The sequence below is a fragment of the Dongia mobilis genome (assembly GCF_004363235.1).
Taxonomy (GTDB): Bacteria; Pseudomonadota; Alphaproteobacteria; order Dongiales; family Dongiaceae; genus Dongia; species Dongia mobilis.
Window position 1 is genome coordinate 311,725 of the sequence record NZ_SNYW01000009.1, and the last position, 13,276, is coordinate 325,000.

The 13,276-nt window shown below is 62.1% G+C and carries 8 protein-coding genes, 1 tRNA gene and 2 rRNA genes; 3 read left to right on the plus strand and 8 right to left on the minus strand.

Annotation, left to right across the window (positions count from 1 at the left end; genetic code table 11):
• Positions 1 to 36 precede the first annotated feature (36 nt).
• Genes A8950_RS13025 through A8950_RS13035 form a run of 3 tightly spaced genes read right to left on the minus strand, consistent with a single transcriptional unit; the run spans position 37 to position 4,528 of the window.
• Entirely contained in the window at positions 37 to 1,227 is a 1,191-nt protein-coding gene (locus A8950_RS13025) for an aminomethyltransferase family protein (protein WP_133614112.1), read from the minus strand.
• The gene (locus A8950_RS13030) at positions 1,227 to 2,843 is read right to left on the minus strand and encodes a phytoene desaturase family protein (RefSeq protein ID WP_133614113.1); all 1,617 of its coding nucleotides are present in this window, start codon (positions 2,841 to 2,843) and stop codon (positions 1,227 to 1,229) included. The genes A8950_RS13025 and A8950_RS13030 overlap by 1 nt, the downstream gene beginning before the upstream one ends.
• The gene (locus A8950_RS13035) at positions 2,843 to 4,528 is read right to left on the minus strand and encodes a phytoene desaturase family protein (protein WP_133614114.1); all 1,686 of its coding nucleotides are present in this window, start codon (positions 4,526 to 4,528) and stop codon (positions 2,843 to 2,845) included. The genes A8950_RS13030 and A8950_RS13035 overlap by 1 nt, the downstream gene beginning before the upstream one ends.
• A 249-nt stretch (positions 4,529 to 4,777) precedes the next feature.
• On the opposite strand from A8950_RS13035, the gene A8950_RS19980 reads away from it, so the two are divergent.
• Positions 4,778 to 5,737, plus strand: a complete 960-nt coding sequence (locus A8950_RS19980; RefSeq protein WP_166645160.1) for a thermonuclease family protein — start codon at positions 4,778 to 4,780, stop codon at positions 5,735 to 5,737.
• Between the two features lie 7 nt (positions 5,738 to 5,744).
• On the opposite strand, the gene A8950_RS13045 is transcribed toward A8950_RS19980, so the two are convergent.
• Together A8950_RS13045 and A8950_RS13050 are read right to left on the minus strand one after the other, a co-directional pair.
• Positions 5,745 to 6,521 (minus strand): amino acid ABC transporter permease, encoded by a 777-nt coding sequence (locus A8950_RS13045; RefSeq protein WP_133614116.1) that lies wholly within the window; start codon positions 6,519 to 6,521, stop codon positions 5,745 to 5,747.
• Positions 6,522 to 6,546: 25 nt separating this feature from the next.
• A complete protein-coding gene (locus A8950_RS13050) occupies positions 6,547 to 7,368 on the minus strand; it encodes a transporter substrate-binding domain-containing protein (RefSeq protein WP_166645161.1) in 822 nt (273 codons plus the stop codon).
• A 279-nt stretch (positions 7,369 to 7,647) separates the two neighbouring features.
• Here A8950_RS13050 and A8950_RS13055 point away from each other — a divergent pair, with 279 nt between their 5' ends.
• Positions 7,648 to 9,336 carry an EAL domain-containing protein gene (locus A8950_RS13055; RefSeq protein WP_166645162.1) on the plus strand — a complete coding sequence of 563 codons (1,689 nt, stop codon included), beginning with the start codon at positions 7,648 to 7,650 and terminating at the stop codon, positions 9,334 to 9,336.
• A 145-nt stretch (positions 9,337 to 9,481) separates the two neighbouring features.
• Complete coding sequence (locus A8950_RS13060) at positions 9,482 to 10,054, plus strand: PAS domain-containing protein (protein WP_166645163.1); 573 nt, start codon at positions 9,482 to 9,484, stop codon at positions 10,052 to 10,054.
• Between the two features lie 47 nt (positions 10,055 to 10,101).
• Here A8950_RS13060 and A8950_RS13065 read toward each other — a convergent pair.
• From A8950_RS13065 to A8950_RS13075, 3 genes are all read right to left on the minus strand, one after another.
• A tRNA-Met gene (locus A8950_RS13065) sits at positions 10,102 to 10,178 on the minus strand.
• Positions 10,179 to 10,274: 96 nt separating this feature from the next.
• Positions 10,275 to 10,389 (minus strand): 5S ribosomal RNA (rrf, locus tag A8950_RS13070).
• Between the two features lie 116 nt (positions 10,390 to 10,505).
• Positions 10,506 to 13,265: ribosomal RNA gene (locus A8950_RS13075) — 23S ribosomal RNA — on the minus strand.
• Between the last annotated feature and the right edge of the window lie 11 nt (positions 13,266 to 13,276).

Sequence of the window (13,276 nt, forward strand, 5' to 3'; positions counted from 1 at the left end):
CGGGCCATGGCTCGAGAACTGTGAAGACGACGTGGCTCACACGATCTCCTTTTTGCGCGGCGGGTCGAAGAACATCCGGTTCCGCGTCCAGCAGCGTACCATGCTGCGCTCGATCTTCTTTTCCTTCGGATACCAGATTTCGATCCACATTTCAGTGCCCGGCTTGGCATAGGCCGCCGGCAGCTGCGCAAAGGCCAGGTTCTTCTTCAGAAGCGGCGACCACATGGCCGAGGTGGTGAGGCCCAGTTCCTTCGTCCCCTTCTGATCGGCATAGAGGAAGGCGCCAGGCGCCGGCTTGCGTCCCTCGATTTCCACGCCCGACAGGATGAAGCGCGAGGTCCCTTGCGCCTTTTCCTTCTGCAGCGCCCGCTTGCCGACAAAATATGAGTCCTTCTTGAGGGCCACCGCCCAGCCGATTCCGGCTTCGAAGGGCGAGACGCGCTGGGTCGGGCGCAGCGCATGATGCGCACCGATGTAATCGACGTCCACCAGGATGAAGCCGGCCTCGATGCGGGTCATCTCCAGTGCATGGCCGCCCATGGGCGAAATCTTGTAGGGATCGCCGATGCGGAACAGACTTTCCCACAGCCAGAGCGCATCCTGCGGCTTGACCCAGATCTCGTAGCCGAGATCGCCGGTGAAACCCGCCCGGTCGATGCGCAGCCACTTGCCGTCGATCGTCGTCTCGAGGATGCCGAAATGCGGCAGCTTTCCGATCCCCTGCACGCCCAGTTGTTCGAGAATAAGCCGCGAGGTCGGGCCCTGCAGCGACAGGCCGGCCAACTGCTCGGACACTTCCTCGATCTCGACCGCGAAGCCGTAGGCGCTTTCATGCAGCCAATGGAGCTGATGCAGGGCGGCATTCAGCAGGAACTCGTTCTCGCCCAGGCGGAAGATCGTGCCTTCCTCGATCATGCGGCCGTCATCGTCGCACCAGGCGGTATAGGCCGCATTCATCGGCTTGATCTTGCCGAGGTCGCGCGTCACCAGGTAGTTGGCGAATTTTGCGGCATCCCGCCCCCTGATCGCATATTTGATGAGCGGCGAGACGTCATAGACCGTGGCGCCATTGCGGGCCGCGAAATACTCGGACTGCACGGAATCGTAGAAAGCGGGCGAATAATAACCCTGCCAGCGGATCCAGCCGGCCCCATGCATCAGCGCCGACATCGGCTCGTAGAACGGCGTCTTCTTGAGGAAGGGCTTCAGGTGTTGAACGTGGGTCATCAGGCGGCCCCCCGGTTGGCGTGACCTTGTTTCAAATCCTTGATGATCTCCCGCGCGGCATTGGCACCCGCAGCACCCGAAACATTGCCGCCGGGATGGGCGCCGGCGCCGCAGAGCCAGAGCCCCGGGAGCGGCATCCGGTATTGCTGGAACGATGCCGCGGGGCGCAGGAAAAAGACCTGGTCCAGTGTCACCTCGCCGTGATGCCACTGGCCGCCCGAGAGGTTGAAGCGCGACTCCAGATCGTGCGGCACCAGGACCTCGCTGGCCGTCACGGCATGACGTGTGCCCGGCGCCACTTCTTCCAGGGTTGCCAGCGTGCGATCCAGCACCTGGGCCCGCGCCTCGTCCGGCGTCGTCGCGCGCAGCTTGTAGGGGGCGTATTGGTAGAGGATCGAGGCGACGTGCTTGCCCTTCGGCGCCAGGGTCGGGTCGGCAAGGGTCGGGATGACGATCTCCAGCGCCGGATGATCCGAGACGCGGCCGTATTTCGCGCAATCGAAGGCGCGCTCGACGTGATTGGTCGAGGGCGCCACCACCATGCGGCCCTGCGCCTGGGCCAGGGCGCCCGGCAGGGCATCGAGGGCCAGATGCACCTTGGCGACGCAGCCATTCATGCGGAGATGCCGCATCCGCCGCAGGAACTCGGTGTCGAGATTTCCCGGCTGCACCATCTTGAGGAGGGTGCGCTGCGGGTCGGCGCTGGAGGCGATGATGGGGGCACGGATCTCCTCGCCATTCGCCAGCACGACGCCGACCGCCCGCTCCCGCTCAATCAGGATGTGATCGACCGGCGCCTGCGTACGGATGGTGACACCCCTTGCCTCGGCCGCCTTGACCAATGCCGCGATGACACCGCCCATACCGCCTTGCGGCAAATGCAGCCCGCCGAGGCCATGTTTCGGAGACAGGGTGGCGAGGCGATAGAGCAGATTGAAGACCGTATTGGGCGAGCGTGGCCCCAGATAGACGCCAAGCGTCGCCTCGAACCCCAGCAGGCCCTTCACGACGTCGCTTTCGAAGAAGTCGTTGGCAAGATCGGCCACGTTGATTGTGAGGATGCGGGACAGCTCCAGCATGTCCTTCTTGCCCATCAGGCGCAGTTGCAGAGCGAACATGCCGAGCGCCAGCCTGGTCTGGAAATCATTGGCCGAGGGCGACGGGCTGGGCGGCGTCTTCGTCAGGAAGGTGCCGAGGGCGCCGGCGATTCGGTTGAGCCGCTCCATGCGCGGATGCCAGGCAGCCGCGTCGGCCGCCGAGAATTTGGCGATGGAATCATGGGTTGCCACCGGATCGTCGGTGATGTCGATGCGTCCGCCACCCGGCAACAGGGCCGAGGTGCCGATCCGGTTAGCATGGGGTTTGAGCCCATGCCGCTCGAGATCGAGATCGCCGATGACTTTCGGATGCAGCGCCTGCAGGATGTGGGCAACGGCCGAGACGCGGAAGCCCGGCGCGAATTCCCGTGTCTGTGCGGTACCGCCCGGCTGGTCGCCGGCCTCCAGCACCAGCACCTTCTGCCCGGCCCTTGCCAGATAGGCTGCCGTCACCAGCCCGTTGTGTCCGGCACCGATGACAATGACGTCATAACCTTTCGAATGAGTCTGCCCGGCCATCACACCACCCCGTGCTTGAAGTCTTTGAGCATTTCTCGCGCCGCATTAGCGCCGGGCGCCCCCATGACACCGCCGCCCGGATGCGTGCCGGAGCCGCACATGTAAAAGCCGTCGAACGGCCCGCGATACTGGCCGAGGCCCGGGAACGGCCGGTTGAACAGCATCTGGTCGAGTGTCAGTTCGCCCTGGAAAATGTTGCCTTCGGTCAGACCCACCTCGTTCTCGATATCCCAGGGGGTACGCGTCTGGCAGTGCAGGATCAGCTTCTTGAAGCCGGGCGCATTCATCTCGATCGTGTCGAGCACGTCCTTCTCGAACGCCGCCTTCATCTCCGGCGACCAGGGCTGCTCGGCTAGCTTGTAGGGCACATACTGCACGAAGACCGACATGAAATGCTTGCCGGGCGGGGTCATGGTCGGATCGACCGTGGTCGGAATGACGATGTCGAGGAAGGGGCGTTTCGACCAGGAGCCGTATTTGTAATCGTCGAAGGCGCGCTCGATATAGTCGAAATCGCCGCCGATATCGACCGTGCCCCAGGCCGATTCCTTCGGCAGCCCGGCGAATTGCGGCAGGCCGTCGAGCGCGATATTGAGCTTGCCGGAACTTCCCCGGATCTTGAAGTTCGTGGCATAGGCGTGGATGTCGGGATCGATCGCATCGAGATCCGACTTTTCGATCAGCTTGAGATAGGTCCGTTTCGGATCGGCATTGCTGACCACGGTGCGGGCATAGATTTCCTCGCCGTTCCTGAGGGCGACGCCGACGCATTTGCCGTTCCTGACGATGACCTTGTCGACCTCGGCATTGGTGCGGATCTCGACACCGGCTTCGGTCGCAGCCGAGGCGATCGCTTTCGAGACGGCCCCCATGCCGCCGCGCGCAAAACCCCAGGCGCCGATCTGGCCGTCGACCTCGCCCATGTAGTGGTGCAAGAGCACATAGGCCGTGCCCGGCGAATAGGGGCCGAGCGCGGTGCCGATGATCGAGGAGGCCGCGGCAAAGCCCTTCCAGCGCGGCGTCTCGAAATATTCATCCAGGAAGTCGCCGATCGACATGGTCCAGAAGCGGATGATCTCGTACATCTGCTTCTCGCCCATGCGGCCGAATTCGGCGGCGATCTTCAGGAGGCCCTCGAGGTCGGTGCGCTTGCCCCAGGGATTGATCTTGTTCTGCGCGAAGGGATTGATCTGTGTCGGATCGGGCGGTGTGACCATGAGGAGCGGCTTGATGAAGCGGCATTGCCGGCTGATCTCGGCCGCGTAATGGTCATACGCCTCGGCATCCTTGATCGAATGCCGGCGCAGCGATTCCCGCGTCCGGTCGTGGTCCGAATAGGTGACGATCCCCTCGCCCTCCGGATTGGGCGAGGAATTGATCTCATAGGGAATCACCTGCAGGCCATGGCGCGGCAGGTCGAGAAAGCGGATGATCTCGGGCCTGAGCAGCGAACAGACATAGGAACAGGTGGAATAGGTGAAGCCGGGATAGATCTCCTCCGACATCGCCGCGCCACCCACCTTGTGGTAGCGTTCCAGCACCAGCACCTTGAGCTTGTTCTTGCCCTGCGCCTCGCCGCCCTTGGCGAGATAGGCGGCGGTGGTCAGGCCGTTATGGCCCCCGCCAATGACGATGGCGTCATATCTGTTCCCGCCGGTTCGGTTTTCGCCGTTTGCATTTCCCATGACTCGGGCGCCCTCTTTCCTGACTGAATGCTTGTTCAAATTTTGAATGATCATTCAGTTTGCCGTCAAGTCCATTGACGCGAACCGGGCACCTCAGTACCAAGAGGGCGGCAGAGCAAAAAAATCGTGGAAAAGCAAATGGAACGCCGTTTCCGCCTGATTCCGCCCCTGTTGGCCGCCCAGATCCTGGCTTTTCCCGCCCTTGCCCAGGAAAATAATCCGACACAGCCGCCTCCACCGGCAGTCCCCGTGAGCGATGTCGGTGCCACCCCACTCGACGCCGTCGCCGCAGGCACCCTCGAGGGAACCGGCCAGGCGATTGACGGCGACGAGATCGCGATCGGCGACATCGTCTTTCGCCTCGACGGCATCGCGGCGCCAATGATGACCGTGCCAATGGGGCCGGAAGCGCGCGTCGCCCTGCAGGCACTGATGGAGGGCGAGCGGCTCAATTGCGACGTGCTCGACCGTGGCACCGATCCGCGAAATCTGAGCGGTGTCTGCCGGGTCGGCGATGACGACCTGGCCGAGGCGCTGCTGGCGAGCGGCATGGTTGCCGTCCATCGCCAAAACGCCAGCCAGGACCCTGTGGCGCGCGAGCGTGCGGCCCGCTATGACGCCGCCGAGACCGAGGCCCGCGAACGCGGCCTCGGCATCTGGGCGAAGATGGCCGCGGCCGACGACATCACGATCAGCGAAGCCCCGGCCGAAGCGCCGGTTGGCATCGACCGCGACCTGATGCGCAACTGGCTTTCCCTGCTGCCCTTGGTGCTGCTGGCGGTCTTGGCCGGAATCATCGCCCTGCTGCGGGCCGGCGCCCGCCGCCGCCAGGCGGCGGCCAGACGCCAGGGCGAGGTGCAATCCCTCCTGGCCCTCTACCTGGCCGAGGTGCTGGCGATCCGCAGCGCCGCCGAATCCGCCCAGGCCGTCACCGCCCACATCATCCAGGACCTGCCGATCCCCACGGCACAACTTGCCAACATGGCGCTGCCCGAGGCCACGGTCTTCGCCGCCAACGCCCATCGGCTGAAGGACCTGCCGCGCGAGGTCTCGGTCGACCTGGTGCAATTCTATGCCCGCTACCAGACCGTTCGGCAGATCCTGAAACAGGCCAGTGCGCTGCGCTGCGAGCAGCTCCGCGCCGCGATCCAGGCGCTCATCGACAGTGCCGAGGAGCCGATGGCCCGGGCCGACAAGCTGCTGCGCTGACGCCCCCTCAACCGTGCTGCGGATAGCGGCGCTCGAGATGCCGCGCGAGCGCCGTCAGCAGGATGAGGATGACCATGTATTCGAGCGTCAGGAAGGTATAGATCTCCATCGGGTGCAGGATCTGCGTCTGCAACAGCGTGGCGCGGCGGGTCACCTCCATCACCCCGATTACCCCGGCAAGCGACGAATCCTTCACGATCGAGATGAACTGGCTGGTCATCGGCGGCAGCATGCGCCTGACCGCCTGCGGCAGGATGATCCGCCGCATCACCATCGTGCGGGACATGCCGAAGGCCATGCCGGCGTCAATCTGCGAGCGCCTGACACTCTCGATGCCGGCGCGGAAGATCTCGACCAGGAAGGCGCCGGCATTGAGCGAAAGGCCGATGATCGCGGCCGTAAAGGGCTCCATGCGCCGGAGGGCATCGAGGCCCGGCAACCCGGCGATCGCGGGCGGCAATTCGCCGATCGCGATCGGCAGGGCGTAGTAGATCCACAGCAGAAGGACGAAGAGCGGCACCATGCGGAAGGCTTCCACATAGAGCCAGACCGTCCGGCGGACGACGGCGCGCCGGCTGCGCGCCATCACCGCACCGATGAGCCCGATCAGCGAGCCGATGACAATCGTGTAGACGGAAAGCAGCAGCGTGTATTCCAGGCCGGAAACGAGGGCCCAGAAATTCTTGTCGCCTGCCGGCGTGCCAGGCAGCAGCGGCGCCCAGTTGCCGCAGCCCGAGAGCAGCAGCGCCGCGGCAGGCGCGTAGAGCAGTCTTGAAACGCGCATGATGCGGCGCCGGTCGCTACCGCGATTACTTGTCGGCGATCCACTTGTCGAAAAGTGCGTCGAAGAAACCCGTCTGCTGCTTCATCTCGACCCAGGTGTTGAGCCAGTTGAGCCAGGCGGTATCGTCGCGCACGGTCATCATGGCATTGGGCTGGCCCTCGATGAAGTGATCGGGATCGACGGCGACGATCTTGTCGGCATACTGACCGAGCACCTTCCTGATGAAGACCGTATCGGTGATGGCGGCGTCGACCTTGCCGGCCAGCAATTCCTGGTAGTCGAGGGCGGGTGCGGTGATCGAGACGATCTCGGCCTTGGCAAAATTGGCCTTGGCCGAGCCTTCCGCCGAGGTCCCGCTCATCACGGCGATGCGGATGCCGTCCTGGTCGAGGTCGCGCCAGGCGGCGTACTTGCCGGCGTCTTCCGTGCGGACGATCGGCAGCAGGGGTGAATCGAGATAGGACTTCGAGAAGCCGACCTGCTTCAGCCGGTCCAGGGTGAGCGTGATGCCGGAGGCGGCAAGATCGTATTTTCCTGCCTGGATCCCGGCCGCGAGCGTGTCCCAGGTGGTCGGCACGAATTCGAGCGTGACGCCAAGATCGGCGGCCAATTGGGTCACCACGTCGATCTCGTAGCCCCGATAGACATTGCTGGCCTGGTCGAGTTCGGAGAATGGCGGATAGTCGCCGGTCGTCCCCACCCGCAGAATCCCGCGCCCCAATATGTCGTCGAGCAGCGATTGGCCGTCCTGCGCATGGGCCGGCAGGGGCAGGGTCGCGGAAAACAGCAGGACGATGGCGGCGACACGCCTTATCGGCCGGAACAGTGACTGCCACAGGTGATGCATCTTCCCCTCCCCTGCAAAAGAACTTGCTTGGTCAAGCGGTTGGCCCCCCCGACCGGTCGGGCGGCGGCCGATCGCCGGCCCCTGCCCAGGATCAGCATGGATAGCGCGCCGCCCGCGGGGCGACAAGGCCGACTGCCAGTCGGTACGGCTTGAGCGGCAGAACCGACCCATACGGCGAAATTTGACGAAAAATTAATGGTTAACAGCTAAATGTAGCATTCTCGCGCCATGACACGTCTGGTCAATTCGGGGTTTCCACTACAGGGGCAAGAGGGAAACATGCCGGCGCCGTCGCAAGGCCTGCGCGCAGAACGCGACCGCTTTGTCGGTTTTGCCTTCGCCCATGCCGACATTCTGGTCGAACTGGATGCCCAGGGCCAAGTTTCCTGGGCCAATGGTGCCATCCGCTCGACGCTTGGGCTCGATGCAGACGACCTTGTCGGCAAGCCATTCGCCAGCCTGATCGATCCAGCCGATATTATCCTGTTCCGCGCCACCCTCGGCCGCCTGGACCCCGGCCAGCGCCGCCGCGACATGCCGATTGCCTTGCGCGGCCGCGGCGAGACGGCGGTGCCGGCCATGATCTCGACCAATCGCGCGCTACACGACGAACCGCACTATTTCCTGTCCATTACCATCGGCAGCCAGCCGGTACCGCGTCAGAACGGATCACCGGCGCGCAACCGGGTCAGCGGCCTGCTGGAAGCAGCCGAGTTCACGCAATCGGCGACCGAGGCCTTTCATCGCGCCCGCGCCGGCGGCAATTCGGCCTGCCTCACCCTGCTGCAGATCTGCGAAAGTGCCGAGTTGGAGCGGCTGCTCGGCAAGGAGCGCGCCGGGGCGTTGCTGGCGGAGATCGGCGCCCAGTTGAAACTGCGGGCGATGGACCTCGATTCCGCGACGCAAATGGGCGATGGCAAGTTCGGCGTGGCACATCTCGAAGATGAATCACCGGATGACATCGTGGCGGCCATCGCCGAGGTTGGGCGCAGCTTCGACCTCGATGCCGACAAGCTGCAACTCTCGGACCGGACCGTTGCCTTCCAGGATTCGGCCCTGGCCGATGACGACGTGGAAGGCATCCTCGCCTATGTGGTCGAGCGCTTCAGCCGCGACGGCACGGCCGGGCTGACAGAGGGTGCCAGTGCAGCCGAGTACTTGCGGCGCATGACGGCCGAGACGCTGAGCCGCGTTGTCGGCATGCGCGATCTCATCCATGCGCACCGCATTGCCCTGCATTTCCAGCCCATCGTCGCGCTGAAGGATCGCGCCATTCATCATCACGAGGTTCTGCTGCGCTTCGCCGACGGCCGCTCGCCCTTCGAGGACGTCAAGTTCGCGGAGGAGATCAATATCATCCATGAGCTTGATCTTGCCGTAACCCAGGGCGCCATCCAGCGCATTCTCAAGGAGGACGGCAAGAGCCGATCGCTGCAACTTGCGGTGAACATGTCGGCGCGCTCGCTCCTCAACGATACCTTTCTCGACATGTTCGCCAAGCTTGGCGAGCAGCTGGGTGCCAAGCGCAACCGTCTGATCGTGGAAATCACCGAATCGGCGCGCCTCGAGGACCTGCCGAAGGCGGCGCAGGCAGTCGACCAGCTGCGCGGCAGCGGGCATCCGGTCTGCCTCGATGATTTTGGCGCCGGCGCCTCATCCCTTCCTTATCTCCAGCAGCTGACCGTGGATTACGTCAAGATCGACGGCGTCTATATCCGCAGCATCACCGAATCCCTGCGCGAGCGGGCCATCGTGCAGGGCGTGCTGACGACCTGCCGCTGCCTCGGCATCAAGACCGTCGCCGAGATGGTCGAGCAGGAGGACCAGCACAAATGCCTCGCCGAACTCGGCGTCGATCTCGGCCAAGGCTGGCTCTATGGTCGTCCCGCCGCCGAGATCGATCCTGCACCGTCCACCGGTCCGCAGCGCCTCGGCAGAAGGCGAGCTGCCAAGGAAATCTGGGGATAACCCCTGCCGCTGGTTCCCGACCCCGCCATCGCCCCGGCTTTCAGCCACCGCCTTGGCTTGCAGAACCTTTGCCATTGCAACTTTTGCAGCCTATTCTGCGGTTACGGATGGCGCCTGGGGGCCAGATTTTCTGGAAGGTGGCAGGATGAATTTACCTTCCTTTGTCCGCGCCATGGACATCGATGGCGACATATTGGCGGCGGATCTCCGCGCCAAGCCCCGCGCCCTCCTTGATCTGTGGCAGGGCTGGCGCACGGGTGACGCCGGACCGCCACGCAAATCCGCGATTGACCCGGTTGAGCTGGCGCGTGCGCGCCTGATGCCCGATATCTGGCTGATCGTCCTGCTGCCGGACGGCCGCTTCCAGTTTTCGCTCTCGGGCGAGAATTTGAATGCGCTGTTCAATACCACGCTGCGCGGCAAGACGGTCGAGGAGACGTTCGATCCGGCCACGGCGGCGTTCGCCAACCAGCGCTATCGCCGGATCATCTGCGATGAAGTCGCCGAATTCAGCCGTGGCCCGGTTACCTGCGACGGCAAGCCGAGCTACTACGCCTACCGGCTGATCCTGCCGCTCGTTACAGATGACGGTGCCAGCCGCTTTGCCATCGGCGTTGCAGAGAGCGAGGAGTTCAACCCACTTGCGGACCCCGATGGCGAACGGCGCTACTTCTTCGACGAGATCATCATGACGCCGGTCGGTCGTATCGGGATTTAGCGGTTTCGGTGTTGAATCAAAAAGCCCCGCGTTAGCGGGGCTTGATATGGTTGCGGGAGCAGGATTTGAACCTGCGACCTTCAGGTTATGAGCCTGACGAGCTACCGGGCTGCTCCATCCCGCGATGAAGTCTTGAAGCGGGAAAGGCGCGCTGTTTTGTGGCGCGCCTTTTGGTTTTTGTCGTTGTTGATCTGATGCGTGTTGGATCCGGGCTTTGAAGACCTGGCGGCGACCTACTCTCCCGCGTCTTGAGACGAAGTACCATTGGCGCTGAGGGTTTTCACGGCCGAGTTCGGGATGGGATCGGGTGCAGGCCCCTCGCCATGACCACCAGGTCATCGAAGGCCGGATGCGATTTCTTCGCGCGTGTTGGCGCGAAGGATTACCAGAGTGAACTGCTGAATGTGCCGAGGCCTTGTTCTGGTCGGCGAGGTTTGTGTGACGAAGATGAAGTATCAAGCCAATGGAGCGATTAGTACCGGTTAGCTCCGTACGTTACCGCACGTCCACACCCGGCCTATCAACGTGATGGTCTTTCACGGCTCTCATAGGGAGTACTGGTTTTGAGGTGGGTTTCCCGCTTAGATGCTTTCAGCGGTTATCCCGACCGTACATAGCTACCCGGCGATGCCGTTGGCACGACAACCGGTACACCAGAGGTACGTTCACCCCGGTCCTCTCGTACTAGGGGCAAATCCTCGCAATACTCCAACACCCACGGCAGATAGGGACCGAACTGTCTCACGACGTTCTGAACCCAGCTCACGTACCACTTTAAATGGCGAACAGCCATACCCTTGGGACCTGCTCCAGCCCCAGGATGTGATGAGCCGACATCGAGGTGCCAAACGACTCCGTCGATATGGACTCTTGGGAGTCATCAGCCTGTTATCCCCAGCGTACCTTTTATCCGTTGAGCGATGGCCCGTCCACGTGGGACCACCGGATCACTATGACCGACTTTCGTCTCTGCTCGACTTGTCAGTCTCGCAGTCAGGCGGGCTTATGCCATTGCACTCGACAGCTGATTTCCGACCAGCCTGAGCCCACCATCGCGCGCCTCCGTTACTCTTTGGGAGGCGACCGCCCCAGTCAAACTACCCACCATGCAGGGTCCCGGCCCCGGATCACGGGGCGCGGTTAGATATCAGAGAACCAAAGGGTGGTATTTCAAGGTTGCCTCCATGCCAACTGGCGCCGGCACTTCAAAGGCTCCCACCTATCCTACACATTCATTCCCTAATACCACTGCAAAGCTATAGTAAAGGTGCATGGGGTCTTTCCGTCTAACCGCGGGTACTCCGCATCTTCACGGAGAATTCAATTTCGCTGAGTTGGTGTTGGAGACAGTGGGGAAGTCGTTACGCCATTCGTGCAGGTCGGAACTTACCCGACAAGGAATTTCGCTACCTTAGGACCGTTATAGTTACGGCCGCCGTTTACTGGGGCTTCGATTCAGAGCTTGCACCCCTCCTCTTAACCTTCCAGCACCGGGCAGGCGTCAGACCCTATACGTCGTCTTATGGACTTCGCAGAGCCCTGTGTTTTTGTTAAACAGTCGCCACCCCCTGCTCTGTGCCCCCCCTCCATGGTTGCCCATGAAGAGGGCCCTCTTCTCCCGAAGTTACGAGGGCAATTTGCCGAGTTCCTTCAACACCATTCTCTCAAGCGCCTTGGTATACTCTACCAGTCCACCTGTGTCGGTTTAGGGTACGGTCTATACGCTGGCGTTATTTCCCGGAACGCCTTCGCTGCCCCCACCAATCCGATAAGGGGGAACAACTTACGGCATTCGTCACGTCCAGCAGGCCCTGGAATATTAACCAGGTTCCCATCGACTACGCCTTTCGGCCTCGCCTTAGGGGCCGGCTCACCCTGCGTGGATTAACCTTGCGCAGGAACCCTTGGACTTACGGCGACAGTGTCTCTCACACTGTTTATCGCTACTCATGTCAGCATTCTCACTTCCGTTACCTCCAGCATGGCTCGCGCCACACCTTCGCAGGCTTGCGGAACGCTCCGCTACTGCGCCACCAGGGACGCTACCCTGATGACACCCACAGCTTCGGTGCATGGCTTTAGCCCCGTTACATTTTCGGCGCAGGACGGCTTAACTAGACCAGTGAGCTATTACGCTTTCTTTAAAGGATGGCTGCTTCTAAGCCAACCTCCTGGCTGTCTTGGCCTTCCCACATCCTTTCCCACTTAGCCATGACTTGGGGACCTTAGCTGGTGGTCTGGGCTCTTCCCCTCTCGACGACGAACCTTAGCACCCGCCGTCTGTCTGCCGGACTATGACCCGTTGGTATTCGGAGTTTGGTTAGGTTTGGTAAGGATCGCTCCCCCCTAGCCCATCCAGTGCTCTACCCCCAACGGTGAACATCCGGCGCTCTACCTAAATAGATTTCGCGGAGAACCAGCTATTTCCGAGTTTGATTGGCCTTTCACCCCTATCCACAGGTCATCCCAAACCTTTTCAACGGTTACGGGTTCGGCCCTCCAGTCGGTGTTACCCGACCTTCAGCCTGCCCATGGATAGATCACCCGGTTTCGGGTCTCATCCTACGAACTATGGTCGCCCTATTCAGACTCGCTTTCGCTACGCCTTCATCTATCGACTTAAGCTCGCTCGTAAGACGAACTCGCTGACCCATTATACAAGAGGTACGCGGTCACGGCGCAGGGCCGCTCCCACTGCTTGTAGGCATTCGGTTTCAGGTACTCTTTCACTCCCCTCATCGGGGTGCTTTTCACCTTTCCCTCACGGTACTGGTTCACTATCGGTCACTGAGGAGTACTTAGGCTTGGAGGGTGGTCCCCCCATGTTCAGACAGGATTTCACGTGTCCCGCCCTACTCGAGGATATAAGACCTTCCTACCCGTACGGGGCTATCACCCACTATGGCCCGACTTTCCAGACGGTTCCGGTTCGAAGATCAAATACCACTGGCCTGGTCCGCGTTCGCTCGCCACTACTAACGGAGTCTCGGTTGATGTCCTTTCCTCCGGGTACTGAGATGTTTCAGTTCCCCGGGTTCGCCTCCTGGCCCTATGTGTTCAGACCAGGATCACCTTACGGTGGGGTTTCCCCATTCGGAAATCCACGGATCAAAGCCTGCTCGCGGCTCCCCGTGGCTTATCGCAACGTGCTACGTCCTTCATCGCCTCTCAGTGCCAAGGCATCCACCAAATGCCCTTAACGCGCTTGATACCTTCACCTTC